We start from the raw sequence: 17,244 nt of genomic DNA on the forward strand, positions 1-17,244 counted from the left end.
TGCCGTTGTCGCGGCCGGTGCGCACGTACTCGTCCATCGTGGCGGGCTGCGGGTCCTTGCCGAGGACGTCGTCGTCGTACGCCGTGCCCGGCGCCTTCATCGAGCGCAGCGCCTCACCCGTCACGCGCGGGGCGAGCAGGCCGGCGCCGATCAGCCAGTCGGCCTCGGCGGCGCTCTGGCCGAGCGAGTACTGCTTGATGAGGGAGCCGAAGACGTCCGACACCGACTCGTTCAGCGCGCCCGGCTGGCCGAAGTACGTCAGGTTGGCGGTGTGCTGGGTGACGCCGTGGGCCAGCTCGTGGCCGATCACGTCCACGGGGATGGTGAAGTCGAGGAAGATCTCCCCGTCCCCGTCGCCGAAGACCATCTGCTCGCCGTCCCAGAAGGCGTTGTTGTACTCGCGGTCGTAGTGCACGGTCGCGTCCAGCGGCAGTCCGGCGCCGTCGATGGAGTCGCGCCGGTACGCCGTCAGGAACAGCTCGAAGGTGGCGCCGAGCCCCGCGTAGGCGCGGTTGACGGTGGCGTCCTGGCCGGGCTCGTCGCCCTCGCCGCGCACCTTGCGGCCGGGCAGGTCGGTGCCGTGCCGGGCGTCGTAGATCGTGCGGTGCGGCTTGCCGGCCTCGGCGCCGGCGCGTGGGGCCACGGTGGGGGCGCCGACGACGGTGGTCAGTCCGCGGCGGGTGCGCTCGGCGGCGTCGCGCTGGATGGTGCGGCGCGCGGGCCCGGCGAGCACGGGGTCCTCGCTGCGGGCGAGCTTGTCGAGGACGTGGGGCGGCACGATGGTGCAGAAGACGGGCTCGAAGCCCCCGTTGGTCGTCATGCCCGGAACCCTCGCACTGCGTGACCGTCCTGTCACTACCCGCAACCATGATCGGTGGAATGAGGTGCCAAGAGCGCCCGATGACCAGCTTGAAGTGGTATACGGCACTCTTTGTCCCGGTTCCCTCCGTGATCCCGCATACTGATACGGGCCCGCGTGACCGGCGTGGCTCGGCTAGGGTGCTGGGCATCATGCGTTTCGGGCTGCTCCTCCTTAGCTGCCGCGGCGAGGGCCTGTAAGAGGCCGACTCCCTCCCCGCGGTGCTTGGTGTTGCGCGTCGGCCGTCCTTCCGGACACGCGGACACCGCGGACATCACGAGGAGCCCACGCGATCATGGCCAACCGCCAGCAGCCCAGCCCCATGCCGACCACCAAGTACCGCGGCTACGAGCAGGTCGGCATCCCCGACCGCACCTGGCCGGACCGGCGCATCACCGCCGCCCCCCGCTGGCTCTCGACCGACCTGCGCGACGGCAACCAGGCGCTGATCGACCCCATGTCGCCCGCCCGCAAGCGCGCGATGTTCGACCTGCTGGTCAAGATGGGCTACAAGGAGATCGAGGTCGGCTTCCCGGCCTCCGGCCAGACCGACTTCGACTTCGTACGCTCGATCATCGAGGACCCGGACGCCATCCCGGACGACGTGACCATCTCCGTGCTGACCCAGGCCCGCGAGGACCTGATCGAGCGCACGGTGGAGTCCCTGAAGGGCGCCAAGAGGGCCACCGTCCACCTGTACAACGCGACCGCGCCCGTCTTCCGCCGGGTCGTCTTCCGCGGCTCCAGGGACGACATCAAGCAGATCGCCGTCGACGGCACCCGCCTGGTCATGGAGTACGCCGAGAAGCTGCTGGGTCCCGAGACCGAGTTCGGCTACCAGTACAGCCCCGAGATCTTCACCGACACCGAGCTGGACTTCGCCCTGGAGGTCTGCGAGGCGGTGATGGACACCTACCAGCCCGGCCCCGGCCGCGAGATCATCCTCAACCTGCCCGCCACGGTGGAGCGTTCGACGCCGTCCACGCACGCGGACCGCTTCGAGTGGATGGGCCGCAACCTGTCCCGCCGCGAGTACGTCTGCCTGTCCGTCCACCCGCACAACGACCGCGGCACGGCGGTCGCGGCGGCCGAGCTGGCGCTGATGGCCGGCGCCGACCGTGTCGAGGGCTGCCTGTTCGGACAGGGCGAGCGCACCGGCAACGTCGACCTGGTCACCCTGGGCATGAACCTGTTCTCGCAGGGCGTCGACCCGCAGATCGACTTCTCCGACATCGACGAGATCCGTCGCACGTGGGAGTACTGCAACCAGATGGAGGTCCACCCGCGCCACCCCTACGCGGGCGACCTGGTCTACACGTCCTTCTCCGGCTCCCACCAGGACGCCATCAAGAAGGGCTTCGACGCGATGGAGGCCGACGCGGCGGCGCGCGGGGTCACCGTCGACGACATCGAGTGGGCCGTGCCGTACCTGCCCATCGACCCCAAGGACGTCGGCCGCTCCTACGAGGCCGTCATCCGCGTCAACTCGCAGTCCGGCAAGGGCGGCATCGCCTACGTCCTGAAGAACGACCACAAGCTGGACCTGCCCCGCCGGATGCAGATCGAGTTCTCGAAGATCATCCAGGCCAAGACGGACGCCGAGGGCGGCGAGATCACGCCGACCGCGATCTGGGACGTCTTCCAGGACGAGTACCTGCCCAACCCGGAGAACCCCTGGGGCCGCATCCAGGTCAGGAACGGCCAGACCACGACCGACCGCGACGGCATCGACACCCTCACCGTCGAGGCCACGGTCGACGGCGAGGAGACCACCCTGGTCGGCACCGGCAACGGCCCGATCTCGGCGTTCTTCCACGCGCTCCAGGGCGTCGGCATCGACGTACGCCTGCTGGACTACCAGGAGCACACGATGAGCGAGGGCGCCTCCGCGCAGGCCGCCTCGTACATCGAGTGCGCCATCGGCGACAAGGTGCTGTGGGGCATCGGAATCGACGCGAACACCACGCGCGCCTCGCTGAAGGCGGTCGTCTCCGCCGTCAACCGCGCGGCTCGCTGACCAGCCGAATCAGCGGTTTGGGGCCCCGCTCGCCGGAAAATGGCGGGCGGGGCCCCGTCGTATACCGGCCATCTCCACGCCGAGGTCACGGAAAGGTCTCGTCCGGGGTACTGACTCCGCGTCGGTGATGTGGCTAACATCACGCCAGCGCGGCGATGTTGCCGCGCGGTTACGGAGGTGCGACGTGCTGCCTGGACGGGGACGAGACGACCGAGCTGCCCGGCTGCCGCGCATCGTGGGCACGCGCACCGCGTGGACACCCGTCGGCGACGGCGAGTTCTTCTGCCCCGGCTGCGGGGGCGACCGCAACTACCAGCGCCTCACCGGCCGCCGCCGCTTCACCCTGCTCGGCGTGCCCGTGCTGCCGCGCGGCGAGTCCGCGCCGACCGTGGAGTGCGCGGCCTGCCGCCGCCACTACGGCACCGACGTCCTCGATCACCCGACCACCACCCGCTTCTCCGCGATGCTCCGCGACGCCGTCCACACCGTCGCCCTCGCGGTGCTCGCCGCGGGCGGCGCCTGCTCCCGTACGTCCCTGGAGACCGCGGCCGTCGCGGTGCGCGCGGCCGGCTTCGAGGACTGCACCGAGGCCCAGCTCGGCGCGCTGGTCGAGGCGCTGGAGGCCGACACCGGGCGGGTGCGCGACGAGCCCTGCGTGCCGGGCCTGGCCATAGAGCTGCACGAGGCGCTGGACCCGCTGGCCCCGCACCTCGCCGCCGTCGGCCGCGAGTCGATCCTGCTCCAGGGTGCCCGCATCGCCCTGGCCGACGGCCCCTACACCCCCGCCGAACGCGACACCCTGGCCACGGTCGGCGCGGCCCTGACCCTCGGCTCGGCCGACGTGACCCGGCTGCTGGAGTCGGCGGGCACCCCTTCCTGACGCGCGCCTTCCCGGCGCACGCCTTTCTGGCGCCGTTCAGCGGCCCCCGGTGAGGTCCAGGCGCAGCACGTGCCGGTCCATGCCGGGACCGAAGTAGTCCCGGCGCAGCCCGGCCTCGGGTCCCTCGGGGTCGAAGCCGAGGGAGCGGTAGAGCAGGATCGCGGCGTCGTTGGCGGGCTCCACGGTGAGGCGGACCCGCTCGACGCCGTCCCGGCGCAGCCGCGCCAGGATCTCCGTCATCAGTTCCCGGCCAAGACCGTGCCGGCGGCGGTCCCGGGTCACGCACAGACCGAGGATCCAGCTGTCCCGGCCGAGCGCGGGCGTGGTCGTGGCGGCCAGCACATAGCCGCGCAGCCGGCCCCCGCCGCCGTCGAGGACCAGGAAGTGCTCGGCGTACATGTCGAAGAGCTGGCGCAGCAGGAAGCCCGGATAGGCGACCTCCTGGAAGACCTCCTCGTCGAGTCGTCGCAGCTCAGGCAGGTCGGACTCCCGCGCCGTCCGCAGGACAGGGGGCAGGGCGTCCGGGAACGGCCCCCGCCGCGTGAGCTGCTCGTGGCGGTCCAGGGCGCGTTCCAGTGGTTCGGCGGTCATGCCACCCCCAGTCAGGATGTGCGGACGTCAACAGGGCGGACACCGGCGCCACACTCGATGGAATGAGGGGTCCCGCTGGCGGCCGGTGCTCCTTCTGGCTAGAGTGAGCGCCCAACTCCCGCTGTGCAAGGGAGAGTTAGGGTGTGCAACGGTGCGCCTGACGTGCGCCCGGGGGATGAGGACTGGCGGGTTCCCGGCTGTCCGGATGTGCCGTGACGTCCTATCTTGCGAACAAGGAGACGCCTCTTCACCGGTCGGCGTCCACAGGACCCGTGCGCGGGCGCGCGGTTCTGTCCACAAGCGAACGGAACGCGGCAGGGTGACTATGGATCGCAATGCCGACGCGCCTTGGTCGAAATTCGATCCCGAGGTGTATGTCGACAACAATTACCGGACCCCGCTCGAAGTCGACCGGCTGATCGTGCGCCTCATGCGCGACCACTTCAGCCGCTGCTTCGCCGGGGCCGTACCGGACTCCGTCCGGGGCGTCGACGTCGGTGCCGGTGCGAACCTCTACCCCGCCCTGTCGATGCTGCCCTGGTGCGAGAAGGTCCTCCTCCTCGAATACGCCGGCCCGAACGTCGAGTACCTGAAGCGGCAGGCCCGCGACCAGGGGTACGACACGGCCTGGGACGCCTTCTGGGAAGAGCTCCGCGAGGCCCCCGCCTACCGTGACCTGGAGCCGAGGGCCCGGTTCAGCGAGATCGTCCGCGTGGAGCGCGGCAACCTCTTCGACCTCGACGGCCAGCGCCGCTGGGAGCTCGGCACGATGTTCTTCGTCGCCGACTCCATGTCCGAGTGCCCCGAGGAGTTCCAGCGGGGCGTGCGGTGCTTCATGAACGCGCTGAACGAGGGAGCGCCCTTCGCCGCCGCCTTCATGAAGGAGTCCGTCGGCTACCAGGTCGGAGACCACCAGTACCCGGCCTACCGGGTGAACGAGGACCGGGCCAGGGAGGCCCTGGGCCCCTTCTGCAAGGAGCTGGAGATCCACGACCTGCACCACGTGGTGCGCCCGGGACACGAGGGAATCCTCCTCGCCCTGGGGCAGCGGAACGCGGAGATTGCCGCCCCCTGAGAACGGGGACCATGTCTGAGCGCGTGTCCGGACAGGCGCTCAGACCCAGGGCAACGAGATCTGTACGAGGGGTATACGGGGATGCAGATCAAGCCACGCCAGCATCTGCTGGACATCTGGCAGGCCATGGCCCGCCACTCGTTCGACGACGGGAAGCTGGTCCAGGGGCCGACCGACGGGCTGAGCAGCGTCGCGGACGCCGAGCGGCTGCTGTGCCTGCTGTATCCGGCGACCGAGGTCCCCGCCTTCCGCCTGGACCGCCCCGACACCACCGAACGGGACGTGCTGCGCGCCCTGGAGCGGGTCGGCACCCGGCTGGAGATCCCCGCCAACCTGATCACCGCGCTCACCCAGTTCATGCGCACCCACACCGGGCCCGACGACAGCCCCACCTTCGCCGGCGGGCACTACTTCAAACCGGCCGACACCCAGGGGCAGATCACCCACGAGCAGGGCCAACTGGGCGTGGTGGACTCCTACTCCATGTCCGTCACGCTCTCCCTGGCCACCCTCGGATACCTCAAGGTCTACGAGACGACCACCACCCGCCCCGAGGTCCTCAGGGCGATCGCCGAGCTGCGCGAGGCCACGAACGCCCGGCTGACCTCCGCCATGATCAGCCTGCTGCGCTCCTTCACGGTCAACGTCTTCGACGCCGAGTCCGAACAGGGCCGCAGACTGATCCAGGTCATCGGCCAGGGCAAGCAGTCCGACCGGATCGCCCTCCAGCAGTTCTCGCGGAGGTTACGCCCCCTGCGCGCCACCATCATCGAGAGCCTCACCCGCGGCATCCAGTTCGACGAGGGCATCCGGGACGAGAGCCAGCTCTTCGAGTGCGGCTGGGCCTGGGGCATCGTCCAGGACGCGCCCCAGGTCACCGACCTGGACGTGCAGGTGGCCGGCCAGCCCGACGGCATCGCCGACCGGCTGCCCTACGTGTACTTCACCGTCGTCGCCCTCGACGGCATCCAGGACCTGTTCTCCGAGCGCACCCTCACCCTCGGACTGCTCGACGCCGACCAGCAGAAGCTCGCCGAGGCACTGCGCCTGCGTTGGGAACTCAGCCAGCAGTACTGGTCGGCCATCGCCCGCTTCGGCTCCGAGCGCTGGCCGCTGGAGGACCTGCCGTGGCAGACCACCGGCCTGAGGCTGGAGTCCGAGTACTTCTCCCTCACCGTCGCCGCCATCCTCGTGCACGACCTGGTCCGCCGGAAGGCCACCGACGACGACCTGACCCGCACCGTCGCCATCATGGAACGCCTCGCGGACCGCGGCCGCGTCTCCAGCCGGATGACCCGGGACGACCCCACCATCAGGCTGCACAACCCCGGCGTCACCATGCCGCTCGCCGGATCCGAGCGCTCCGGCCAGCTCCTGCTGTGGCGGATGACCGACTTCTCCGCCCAGCTCCTCAAGCGGATCATCCAGCTCGCCGAACTCTCCCGGAACATCGGCGCCCAGGACCGGCTGCTCCGCCTCGCCGAGCAGACCTTCGAACACCTGTGGAGCCGGCGGATAGAGGACGACGACGGCGCCGGCCTCTGGGACAACGTCCGGGCCGTCTACCCCGACGCGCACGACGCCGAGCTGCGCATGTCCTGGAGCATCACCGAGCGCGTCACCGAATGCCTCGTCGCCGCCCGCAACCTGTACGAGCAGCAGCCCATCCGCAGCCCCGAACTCGCCGAACTGGCCCGGGAACTGCTCAGTGAGGCCACCCATCTGTTCGGCAAGGAACAGCTGGAGGCGTCCGCCGCCGGCGACGGAGCCAGAGCCAGGGCGATGCGGAGCATCGAGAGCCGCCTCGACCACGCCCGCAGCCTGATCGACGACCGGCCCGCCACCGCCTTCGCGCTCGCCCTGCCCGTCCTTCAGGAACTCGACACCCTGGCCCAGGCCAGGGGCGCCGCCGCACAGGAGGTGTGAGCGTGCTCGTCTTCGCCGCCTCCGACAAGGGAGGCACCGGCCGCTCGGTGACCAGCGCCAACCTGGCCTACCAGCGCGCCCTCACCGGCGACCACGTGGCCTACGTGGACTTCGACTTCGGCTCGCCCACGGCCCCCGCCGTCTTCGACGTGCCCGGCGCCATGCGCGGCACCGAGGAACGCGGCCTCCACTCCTACCTGGAGGGCGAGACCGCCGATCCCGTCAGCATCGACGTCTGGCGGCAGACCGAGCACCCCCTGCTGCGCTCCCGCCCCAACCAGTCCGGCCGGCTGGTCCTGTTCCCGGGCGACGCGGGCGGCGGCGAGTTCGCCACCGGCGAGGACGCCCTCGAACGCTGCGTCGACCTGCTGCTGCGCCTCAACGGCGAGTTCGACCTGATCGTCGTGGACCTCAGCGCCGGCCGCAGCTACGCCGTCGACATGGTCCTCGCGGCGACCGCCCACCCCCGGATGCAGTTCGTCCCCTTCCGCTGGCTGGTCTTCCACCGCTGGACCCGCCAGCACGTGATCGCCGCCTCCGGGCTGGTCCACGGCGAGCACGGCATCATCCGCGGCGGCGTCGAACGCGGCCACGACGAGGAGGCGCTGCGCGCCGCCATCCGCTTCGTCCGGGCCGCCGTGCCCGACCCCGAGTCACCGCTGTGGTCGCAGGGTTCGCCCGCGCAGGCCGCCTGGATGCAGGCCTGCGACGAGGCGCTGCGCCGGCTGGCCGCCGAGCACCGCATCGGCGACAGCGTCGTCCTCGGCATCGTGCCGCTGGAGCCCATACTCCAGTGGCGCGAGCAGCTGATCACCGAGGAGGACGTGCTCTCCACCCAGATCGCCAACAAGGAGACCCTGGAGGCGCTGGAGGAGATCGCGCGGCGGCTGACGGACGACACCCACTGGGGGCGGCCGTGACGGAGACCGGGTTCCGTGAGACCGCCGCCGAGCCGCGTACCGAGGCGGTGCCGCTGGCCCATCTCTCGCTGGAACTGGGCCACCTCTACATGGAGGACTTCGAGGCCGGGCCCGAGCGGCTGCGGGAGCACTTCGCCGAGGTACGCCCCTGGGTGGAGGCCGCCCGCGCCGCCGCCGGGGCCCGTATCGGCGGCAAGCGCGCGCGGATCAGCACCTGCTTCCTCATCGACGACTACTTCACGCGGTTCTCCACCCCCGCCGAGGTCGTCCCGATGCTGCTGGCGGAGGCCGAGCGGGCCGGGCTGACCGTCGACTACCTCGCCCGCGAGTCCGGCTGCGCCGTCACCGGCAAGGTGCCCGTCGCCGAGGCGGTGGCCGGGCGCATCGTGGAGTCGCCGCCGCCCGGCAGCTACGGCATGCGGCCGCCCGCCGCGCAGACCGGCTGGCTGGCCAACGGCGAGCGCAGCCCCGTCGCCCGCGCCCCGCAGGCGATGAAACGCGCCGCCGCCTGGCAGCCGCCCCGGGAGACCGCGGCCCGCCGCCACTCCGTGTTCCTGGACGTCGAGCTGTGGAGCGACGACGCGGAGGGGCGGCGCACCTGGTCCTGCCCGTTCCTCGCCGCGGTGTGGCAGCTCGCCCGCCTCGGCCTGCTGCGCAACCAGGGCGAGGCCGTTCTCGTACCGCAGCAGCACACCGCCTCCGGCTTCCCCGACGACTGGGACGAACTGCCCTCGCTGCTCAGGCTCAACCCGCGGGCGGACCCGTTCGCCGCCTACCGGACCTGCTCGGTGCTGCCGACCCGCTTCCTGCCCGTCGAGCACGCCGTCCGCGTGATCCTCGACCAGATCGAGGTCGACCCGCACGCCCTGGACCAGGTCGCCAAGCGGTCCGCCGGCGAGCGGACGGCCGTCCCCGACTCGGTCGCCGACCGCATCTCCTACGTCTTCTACGCGGGGCTCTGACATGGCGCCGCGGGAGAACGCGCCGGTCTCCGTGCTCGCCTGCGGAGAGGTCCGCACCTGCCTGCTGCCCACCCGGCAGGCCCTCGACATCCGCGCCGCCGCCCAGCTCCTGGGCCTGCGCGCGGACGAACGGGTCCTGCTCTCCGAGCGCCCCAACCTCTACGCGCGTTCCCCCGACACCCTCACCGGCGTCGACTGCCACCTCCCCAGCGCCAACGGCGCCCGGATCCGCGGGGTCGGCACGGTCGTCGCGCGGGCCGCGCTCACCGAGGGCCGCGTCCTCCAGGCCTCCGCCCACTTCCGGGTCCCCGCCGCCGGCCCCGACCAGCGCCGGCCGTGGGGCCACTACCTGGTGCGGCCCGGCGTGGTCGAGCCGCTCGGCCGGCTGCCCCGCGAGGCGGTCGCGCAGGGCGTGCTCGGCGGCGGACGGCACGGCGACCTCGACGTCGGGCTGATCGCCGACGGACTGGTCACCCGGCTGCTGCGCCACCCCCTCCTCGACCACCGGCCGCCCCTGCGGTCCCGCCCCACCCGGCTGCGCTGGGCGGCCCTGCCCGCGGCGCCGGGCGAGGGCCCGACGATCGAACGGTTCACGCTCGCCGAGGACGAACTGCGCACCGTGCTGCTGCGGGTGCCCGAGGACACCGCAGGCGGCGACCTCGCCGGCCTGTGCGACGACCTCGCCCTGCACGACTGGCTGCTCACCACCCTGGTCCGCATGCTCGACGGCATCCGCCTGGGCGCCGGCCCGGAACACGGCTCCACCGTCGTGGAGGCACTGCGCCCGGCCGTCAACCACCTGCTGCACCTGTGGATGCCGCGCGCCCGGGTGCCGCAGGAACTGGCCGCGCTGTGGGACCCCCTGGAGGAGCGGCCCGGCTTCACCCGCCAGTGGCGGACGCTGGTGCAGCGCATCCGCGACCAGCTCGCGCTGCACGCGATCCCCTCGGCGCACCGGGAGGTGGAGCCGGCGTCCTGAGCGGACGGCACGACCCACGCACATCCCCGCACCCCGATCCGACGCGTATCCCAACGGGGGGAGAAGCGAGATGAGCACGGCACAGTCACCCCAGCCCGACGAGAGGGCCGCTCCGCCCGGCCGTACGAGCGGCCCGGCGACCGCGGGCCTGACCGGCGAGTCCCCATGGCCGCGCCGCCTGTTGACCGGCCTGGTCATCGGCGCCCTGGCCTGGAGCGTCACCGCACTGCTGAGCCCGGACAGCGGCGTGCCGCGGCAGTTCGCGACGGCCGCGCTGTGCGCCGTCGCCGCGGTGCTCGTGCAGTACGTCCACGGCCTGGACCGGCGGGCCGAGGAACTGCGCACGGCTGGCCTGCACAGCCGGGACCAGCGCGTGGAGGAGCACACCCGGCGGGTGGAGGAACACACCCGCAGGGTGGAGAGCGCGCTGGCCGAGCACGCCGCCGCCGTCCGCGACGGTCTGAACCAGTACGACGACGAGCTGCGGACCGGCCTGGTCCGGCACACGGAGGACGTGAAGCAGCTCGTCGAGAACCATCTCGACCAGGCCGGCCACAGCACCGAGCGGCCCTACCCGCCGCTCGACCGGGCCCGCATCGAGGGCGTGCCGGAACTGGCCAAGAGCTTCGCCGAGGTCCTCTCGCCCGGACCCTCGATCCTCTACACCTTCGTCCGCCTGGAGATGACGCGGGTCGTCGGCTACATGGCGGACCTCACCAACCTGACCGCGGAGTGCCCCGGCGAGAACCACGACTGGATGCTCGCCCTCACCCGCGCCGCCGAGCAGGCCATCTGCGCCACCAGCACCTCCGTCGACCGGGAGTTCTGGAACAGCGAGCCCGCCAGCCGCTATCTGGAGGCCCAGCAGGACGCGGTCGACGAACAGGGCGTGACGGTGCGCCGGCTGTTCCTGCTGGAGAGCGCCCGCGAGCTGGACGACCGGCTGCTGCGGCTGTGCGAGGAGCAGGAACTGCGGCACATCGAGACCCGGGCGGCGGTCCTGCCGGAGCTGCCCCCGCACCTCCAGCGCGGCACCACCAACGACTTCATCGTCTTCGACGAGGAGGTCTCCTTCGAGATCGAGCAGGATCTGCGCGACGTCAACGTCAGGACCCGGCTCATCGCCCGCCAGGACCACGTACGGGACCGGATGAAGCGGTTCAGGGAGCTGTGGGAGGCGAGCATGAGCCTGCGCGAGCTGGAGGTGCGGGTCGACGCCGAGGAGGACGGCAACTGGATGGTCGACCGGGCCTGACCGTGCCGGGTGCGGCGGGTCAGCCTGCCGGGGGCGCGTCGAGGACGGCCGCGACGGCCTCGATCTCCACGAGCTGGTCGTGGTAGCCGAGCACGGTCACACCCATCAGGGTGCTGGGCACGTCGTGGTCGCCGAACGCGTCCCGGACGACCTCCCAGGCCGTCACCAGGTCCTCCTGCCGGTGGGTGGCGACGAGGACGCGGGTGCTGATGACGTCGTGCAGTGAGGCGCCGGCGTCCGCGAGCGCGGTGCGCAGGTTCTCCACGGCCTTGGCGGCCTGCCCGGCGACATCCCCGACGGCGGCGGTGGAGCCGTCCTCGTTGAGAGGGCAGGCCCCGGCGAGGAAGATCAGCCGCGACTCGGCGGGGGCGGTGGCCGCGTAGGCGTACTCGGCGACGTCGGAGAGGGACGCGGAGCGGATCAGCTGGACGGCACGGGGCACGGGCTTTCCTTTCGCAGGGCGGAGCGGGCTCACGATAGGCAGCCATGTGCCGTGGACGGCAACCGGGTTTCTAGCGGCGGCAGTACACGTCGCCGGCCGGGCGCTGTCCGGTCGCGAGGAAACGCGAGACCGTGCGGTCGCCGCAGGCGTTGCCGTTGGCGAGGTAGGCGTCGTGGCCGGTGGAGTCGACGGTCACCATCACCGCGCGCCGGCCGAACGCCTCGCGGAGCTTCCGGGCGCCGCTCAGCGGGGTCGCGACGTCCCGCTCGTTCTGGACGAGCAGGACGTTCGACGGCCCCCGGCCGGTGATCCGCACCGGCGCCTCGCGCGGCGGGAAGGGCCAGGCGGCGCACGGCATCGCGTTGCGGGGCATGCCGGCGGTGAGCGGGTACTTGGCGCGGCTCTCGGCGACGTCCTTCTGGTAGGTGGCCGCCGACGTGGGCCACGCGACGTCGTTGCAGAGGGTCCCGGCGCCGACGGCGGCGACGTTCTGAAGCACGGCGTCGGGCGGCGCCGCGGGCGCGGGCGGCACGGTGCCCCGCTCGGCGGCCCGCATCAGCTTCGCGAGGGTGGGGTAGCGGCTGGGGGAGTAGAGGCTGTCCAGCATGGTCTGGCGCAGGACGTTGCCGTTCAGCTCCTCCGGGTTGGCGCCGGGCCAGGGGATCGGCTCCCGGTCGAGCCGCGCGGCCAGCCGCAGGAACAGCGGCCGTACGTCGGCGGCCCGGCGGGCCACGCGGTCCGGGTTGCCGGGCTTCGCGGCCCACGCGGCGAACTCGGGGAAGGTGTCCTCGACGCCCTGCTCGTGCCCGGCCAGCCAGGCGCGGGCCACGCGGGCGGGGTCGGGATCGTCGTTGCTGTCCAGCACGATGCGGTCGGTGCGCTGCGGGAACAGTTGCGCGTACACGGCACCCACGTACGTCCCGTACGACACGCCCCACGCGGAGAGGCGGCGCTCGCCGAGCGCGGCGCGGAGGCGGTCGATGTCGCGGGCCTCGTTCGCCGTGCTGAGGTGCCGGATCAGTTCGCCGCCGTTCGTGGCGCAGGCGTCGGCCATGCGGCGGGCGGTGGCCATGTTCGCGTCCACCGAGCCGTTGGGCGCGGGCCAGGGGCGGAGCTTGGAGGTGGCGAGGTCGCCGTGGTCGAGGCCGCAGTCGACGGGGGTGGAGGGGGAGAGGCCGCGCGGGGCGAAGCCGACGAGGTCGTAGGCGTCCCGGACGTCCTGGGGGAGCTTCTGCCCCTTCCCCGAGGGGTCGTTCAGGCTGGAGCCGCCCGGCCCTCCGGGGATCAGCAGCAGGGTGCCGCGCCGGGCGCCCGGGTTCTCGCTCGGGATGCGCGAGACGGCGATGTCGATGCGGGGGCCGTCGGGGTCGGCGTAGTCCATGGGCACCTGGAGGGTGGCGCACTGCTGCCGGGGGTCGAGTCCGGTGCCCTCGCAGGCGGTCCAGGCGAGGGAAGCGGAGGGGCTCACGGAGGCGGAGGCGGTCACGGGTGCGGTGACGGCCAGCAGGGCGGTGGACACGCCGACGAGAGCGGCGTTGCGGAGGGTGCGGGTGGGCTGCGTCATGGGAGGAGCCTCGCGGATTCCCTGGGCGGGACCCATCCGGTCAACAGCCGGATGACGCCGGGGGCTTACCCCACCAGCCCGTTGACGAACGCCCCCCAGGCGGACGCCCCCACGACGACCACGGGGCCGCCGGTCACCTTGCTGTCCCGCACCGGCACGACCCCGGGAACCCCGTCGGCGACCTCGACGCAGTTGCCGCCGTCGCCGTTGCTGTAGGTGCTCTTCCGCCAGCGGGCGTTGGTCAGGTCGTACTCGCGCATCGTCTGAAGTCCTCCGCCGCCGATTCGATCAGGGCCAGGGACGCCTCCGGCGACAGCGCGGCGCCCCTGAGCGAATCGTAGGCTCGGCGTGCCCGCTTCACCACCGCCGGGTCGTCCAGGAGGCTTCCTGAAAACGACGTCTCTGTGTAGGCGGTGGGTGGCGCGTCCTCGAAGTCCATGAGCCGCAGCGAGCCGTTGTTGGCGGGGGCTCCCGCCGAGAAGGGGAACACCTGGAGCAGAGCCTTCCGCTGGCGGGCGAGCGCAGCCAGGTGTTCCAGTGCCTGTGTCATCACCCGGGGGCCGCCGACGGCGACACGGAGCACGGCTTCCTGCACGATCACCCAATACTCGGGCCTTGTAGCGTCGTCCAGAATCCGTGACCGCTCCACACGGGCGGTGACCCGGTCGTCGATGTACTCGTCGGTCGCGAACGGGTGGGTGGCCAGGGTGAGCGCCCTCGCATAGTCAGGTGTCTGAAGGAGCCCCGGGACGACGGTCGGCTCGAAGTCGAGGATCGTCACGGCCAGGCGCTCCAGCTCCACGACCCCCGCGAAGTAATCCGCATACCGTGGGTCGTCAATCAGCTTCCGGCACAGCCGCTCGAAAATACCGTCGGTTTGCAGTACCGCGTCAATCCGCTGGGCCACGTCCAACTGCGGTTTGCGAATCGCCTGTTCGAACTGGCCGATGTAGCCGCCCGATACGAATACCCTCGCCCCCAGCTCGGCTTGGGTAAGCCCCGCATCCTCCCGCCGACGTTTGAGTTCCGTTCCGAAGAACTCCCACGCCGCCTGCCGCGAACCGTTGGCCATAACCAACCCCCGTGTACTGAACCCTACTTGTAGTGCACGTACTCCCGCCGAGTGTAGTCACGGCACGGCATTCTGGGGACATGAAGAACGAAACGGCGGAGGACACGGTGAAGGAATTGCGCGCGGCACTCGCGAAGGCGGGAATTACTCTGCCGTCACTCGGCATCGACCCGGTGAGTCTCGCGCGAGAGGCACCCTGTCCGCTCATCGAATTGGGACGATGCTCCGTGGAGACCGCGCAGCCGCTCGCGGCGGCGCTGCGATGATGCCGGCGATCGGCGCCCACGCGGTCGACACCCGCACCGGGCGGGTCGGCATCGTCATGGGCCACGAGGGCCCGTACGTCCAGCTGCGCCCGTACGGCGGCGGCCGCGAGTGGGATGCCGAGCCGGGTGACGTACGCCACGCCACCCCGGCCGAGCGGATCAGCGCGGCGACGGCGTACACCAACGCGCGAAGTCGTGGCGAGGTGCCTTGAGGCATGCGCGAGAATGGGCTCCATGAGTCTGTTCCGCGACGACGGCATCGTGCTGCGCACCCAGAAGCTGGGTGAGGCGGACCGGATCATCACCTTGCTCACGCGCGGTCACGGACGCGTACGCGCCGTGGCGCGCGGGGTGCGCCGCACGAAGTCGAAGTTCGGGGCCCGGCTGGAGCCGTTCTCGCACGTCGACGTGCAGTTCTTCTCGAAGAACAGCGAGCTGGTCGGGCGCGGGCTCCCGCTGTGCACGCAGAGCGAGACCATCGCGCCGTACGGCGGCGGGATCGTGACGGACTACGGCCGGTACACCGCCGGGACGGCCATGCTGGAGACCGCCGAGCGGTTCACGGACCACGAGGGCGAGCCGGCCGTGCAGCAGTACCTGCTGCTGGTCGGGGCGCTGCGGACCCTCGCCCGGGGCGAGCACGCGCCGAACCTCGTCCTCGACGCGTTCCTGCTGCGCTCGCTCGCCGTGAACGGCTACGCGCCGACCTTCGGGGACTGCGCGAAGTGCGGCATGCCGGGACCGAACCGGTTCTTCTCGGTCGGATCGGGCGGTTCCGTCTGCGTCGACTGCCGGGTGCCCGGCAGCGTCGTACCCTCGCCGCAGGCCCTGGAACTGCTCGGCGCCCTGCTCACGGGAGACTGGGGCACCGCGGACGCCTGCGAGGGGCGGTACGTCCGGGAGGGGAGCGGGCTGGTGTCCGCGTACCTGCACTGGCACCTGGAGCGCGGTCTGCGCTCCCTGCGGTACGTCGAGAAGTCCTAGGCACAGGCGCACAGGCGAAGAAAAGCAAGCACGAGGAGACGAGAGACACATGGCCGTACGCGGATTCCTGGGGCGTCAGCGCCGGGAGTACAGGACGCCGGAACCGCACCCGTCCGGCGCGCGGCCCCCGAGGCTCGGCGAGCTGGTGCCGGAGCATGTGGCGATCGTCATGGACGGCAACGGGCGCTGGGCCAAGGAGCGCGGGCTGCCGCGCACCGAGGGGCACAAGGTCGGCGCCGAGCAGGTCATGGACGTCCTCCAGGGTGCGATCGAGATCGGCGTCGGGAACATCTCGCTGTACGCCTTCTCCACGGAGAACTGGAAGCGCTCGCCGGAGGAGGTGCGCTTCCTGATGAACTTCAACCGCGACTTCATCCGCAAGTCCCGCGACACCCTCGACGGCCTCGGGGTGCGGGTGCGCTGGGCGGGGCGGATGCCCAAGCTGTGGAAGTCGGTCGCCAAGGAGCTCCAGATCGCCCAGGAGCAGACCGAGGACAACGACCGGCTCACGCTGTACTTCTGCATGAACTACGGCGGGCGGGCCGAGATCGCCGACGCGGCGCAGGCCCTCGCGCAGGACGTGCGGGACGGGAAGCTCGACCCGTCGAAGGTCAACGAGAAGACGCTGGCGAAGTACCTGTACTACCCGGACATGCCGGACGTCGACCTGTTTCTGCGGCCGAGCGGGGAGCAGCGGACGTCGAACTACCTGCTGTGGCAGAGCGCGTACGCCGAGATGGTGTTCCAGGACGTGCTGTGGCCGGACTTCGACCGGCGCGACCTGTGGCGGGCGTGCCTGGAGTTCGCCTCCCGGGACCGCCGCTTCGGCGGCGCCATCCCGAACGAGGAACTTCTCGCCATGGAGGGCCGGGGCGGAGAATCCAGCCCGTCCGGCGCTTGAGGACACGGCCGAGGCCGTAAGGCCGAAAAAAGGGGCCCGGGGCGTCGCCCCGGCCCCCTCGGCTCAGCCGCCGGAGGCACTCGCGCAGTCCGCGCACGTGCCGAAGATCTCCACGGTGTGCGCCACGTTCACGTAGCCGTGCTCGGCGGCGACGGCCTCCGCCCACTTCTCCACCGCGGGCCCCTCGACCTCGACCGCCTTGCCGCAGACCCGGCAGACGAGGTGATGGTGGTGGTCGTCCGTGGAGCAGCGGCGGTAGACCGACTCGCCCTCCGCGGTTCGCAGCACGTCGACCTCGCCGGCGTCGGCGAGGGACTGAAGGGTGCGGTAGACCGTGGTGAGTCCCACCGAGTCGCCCTTGTGCTTGAGCATGTCGTGGAGTTCCTGCGCGCTGCGGAACTCCTCGACCTCCTGGAGGGCCGCCGCCACGGCGGCCCGCTGCCGGGTGGCGCGGCCCTTCACGGGCGGTCCAGCGGTCGTCACGGGGTGCCTCCTCACGTCTGCACTGCCGGGGCCATTGTGCCAGCCCGGGCCGTCAGCGGTCAGACGCC

The 17,244-nt window shown here is 71.6% G+C and carries 19 protein-coding genes; 12 read left to right on the forward strand and 7 right to left on the reverse strand.

The genetic code is table 11. The features are described 5' to 3' along the window. Positions 1-820: M4 family metallopeptidase (locus GTW67_RS12105; protein ID WP_161164810.1), on the reverse strand; the 820-nt coding region annotated here is incomplete at its 3' end. A gap of 334 nt (positions 821-1,154) precedes the next feature. On the opposite strand from GTW67_RS12105, the gene leuA reads away from it, so the two are divergent. Beyond that, positions 1,155-2,876 (forward strand): 2-isopropylmalate synthase, encoded by a 1,722-nt coding sequence (gene leuA, locus GTW67_RS12110; RefSeq protein ID WP_161164811.1) that lies wholly within the window; start codon positions 1,155-1,157, stop codon positions 2,874-2,876. 184 nt (positions 2,877-3,060) lie between these two features. Next, entirely contained in the window at positions 3,061-3,756 is a 696-nt protein-coding gene (locus GTW67_RS12115) for a TerB family tellurite resistance protein (RefSeq protein ID WP_161164812.1), read from the forward strand. 36 nt (positions 3,757-3,792) lie between these two features. Here the strand turns inward: GTW67_RS12115 and GTW67_RS12120 are convergent, their stop codons facing one another. Then, the gene (locus tag GTW67_RS12120; protein WP_161164813.1) at positions 3,793-4,347 is read right to left on the reverse strand and encodes a GNAT family N-acetyltransferase; all 555 of its coding nucleotides are present in this window, start codon (positions 4,345-4,347) and stop codon (positions 3,793-3,795) included. Positions 4,348-4,672: 325 nt separating this feature from the next. Here GTW67_RS12120 and GTW67_RS12125 point away from each other — a divergent pair, with 325 nt between their 5' ends. The 6 genes from GTW67_RS12125 (at position 4,673) to GTW67_RS12150 (ending at position 11,464) form a co-directional block, all read left to right on the forward strand. Further along, positions 4,673-5,422: an SCO2525 family SAM-dependent methyltransferase gene (locus tag GTW67_RS12125; protein ID WP_161164814.1), complete on the forward strand. Its 750-nt coding sequence runs from the start codon at positions 4,673-4,675 to the stop codon at positions 5,420-5,422. An 81-nt stretch (positions 5,423-5,503) separates the two neighbouring features. Then, positions 5,504-7,348, forward strand: coding sequence for an SCO2524 family protein (locus tag GTW67_RS12130; RefSeq protein ID WP_161164815.1), 1,845 nt, complete (start codon positions 5,504-5,506; stop codon positions 7,346-7,348). A gap of 2 nt (positions 7,349-7,350) precedes the next feature. Further along, positions 7,351-8,268, forward strand: coding sequence for an SCO2523 family variant P-loop protein (locus GTW67_RS12135; RefSeq protein ID WP_161164828.1), 918 nt, complete (start codon positions 7,351-7,353; stop codon positions 8,266-8,268). After that, entirely contained in the window at positions 8,265-9,230 is a 966-nt protein-coding gene (locus GTW67_RS12140) for an SCO2522 family protein (RefSeq protein ID WP_161164816.1), read from the forward strand. Before GTW67_RS12135 ends, GTW67_RS12140 begins: the two co-directional genes overlap by 4 nt. Before the next feature lies 1 nt (position 9,231). Continuing rightward, the gene (locus GTW67_RS12145; RefSeq protein WP_161164817.1) at positions 9,232-10,209 is read left to right on the forward strand and encodes an SCO2521 family protein; all 978 of its coding nucleotides are present in this window, start codon (positions 9,232-9,234) and stop codon (positions 10,207-10,209) included. A 70-nt stretch (positions 10,210-10,279) separates the two neighbouring features. Further along, on the forward strand, positions 10,280-11,464 hold the full coding sequence (locus tag GTW67_RS12150) for a hypothetical protein (RefSeq protein WP_161164818.1): 1,185 nt from the start codon (positions 10,280-10,282) through the stop codon (positions 11,462-11,464). Positions 11,465-11,483: 19 nt separating this feature from the next. Here the strand turns inward: GTW67_RS12150 and GTW67_RS12155 are convergent, their stop codons facing one another. From GTW67_RS12155 to GTW67_RS12170, 4 genes are all read right to left on the reverse strand, one after another. Next, on the reverse strand, positions 11,484-11,906 hold the full coding sequence (locus tag GTW67_RS12155; RefSeq protein ID WP_161164819.1) for a Rid family hydrolase: 423 nt from the start codon (positions 11,904-11,906) through the stop codon (positions 11,484-11,486). Between the two features lie 70 nt (positions 11,907-11,976). Beyond that, positions 11,977-13,470, reverse strand: a complete 1,494-nt coding sequence (locus GTW67_RS12160) for an alpha/beta hydrolase (RefSeq protein WP_161164820.1) — start codon at positions 13,468-13,470, stop codon at positions 11,977-11,979. 65 nt (positions 13,471-13,535) lie between these two features. Further along, positions 13,536-13,730, reverse strand: coding sequence for a DUF397 domain-containing protein (locus GTW67_RS12165; RefSeq protein WP_161164821.1), 195 nt, complete (start codon positions 13,728-13,730; stop codon positions 13,536-13,538). Further along, on the reverse strand, positions 13,712-14,542 hold the full coding sequence (locus GTW67_RS12170) for a helix-turn-helix domain-containing protein (protein WP_161164822.1): 831 nt from the start codon (positions 14,540-14,542) through the stop codon (positions 13,712-13,714). Before GTW67_RS12170 ends, GTW67_RS12165 begins: the two co-directional genes overlap by 19 nt. 80 nt (positions 14,543-14,622) lie before the next feature. Between GTW67_RS12170 and GTW67_RS12175 the strand changes: the two genes are divergently transcribed. From GTW67_RS12175 to GTW67_RS12190, 4 genes are read left to right on the forward strand one after another with little or no spacing between them, the layout of a single operon-like run. Next, a complete protein-coding gene (locus GTW67_RS12175; RefSeq protein WP_161164823.1) occupies positions 14,623-14,808 on the forward strand; it encodes a hypothetical protein in 186 nt (61 codons plus the stop codon). After that, positions 14,805-15,020, forward strand: a complete 216-nt coding sequence (locus GTW67_RS12180) for a hypothetical protein (RefSeq protein ID WP_161164824.1) — start codon at positions 14,805-14,807, stop codon at positions 15,018-15,020. Before GTW67_RS12175 ends, GTW67_RS12180 begins: the two co-directional genes overlap by 4 nt. A 22-nt stretch (positions 15,021-15,042) precedes the next feature. Next, positions 15,043-15,792: a DNA repair protein RecO gene (recO, locus tag GTW67_RS12185; RefSeq protein WP_161164825.1), complete on the forward strand. Its 750-nt coding sequence runs from the start codon at positions 15,043-15,045 to the stop codon at positions 15,790-15,792. Positions 15,793-15,841: 49 nt separating this feature from the next. After that, complete coding sequence (locus GTW67_RS12190; protein ID WP_161164826.1) at positions 15,842-16,693, forward strand: isoprenyl transferase; 852 nt, start codon at positions 15,842-15,844, stop codon at positions 16,691-16,693. Between the two features lie 63 nt (positions 16,694-16,756). Here GTW67_RS12190 and GTW67_RS12195 read toward each other — a convergent pair whose 3' ends face one another. Beyond that, positions 16,757-17,176 carry a transcriptional repressor gene (locus GTW67_RS12195; RefSeq protein ID WP_161164827.1) on the reverse strand — a complete coding sequence of 140 codons (420 nt, stop codon included), beginning with the start codon at positions 17,174-17,176 and terminating at the stop codon, positions 16,757-16,759. Positions 17,177-17,244 lie beyond the last annotated feature (68 nt).

The sequence above is a fragment of the Streptomyces sp. SID5910 genome (assembly GCF_009862125.1).
Taxonomy (GTDB): domain Bacteria; phylum Actinomycetota; class Actinomycetes; order Streptomycetales; family Streptomycetaceae; genus Streptomyces.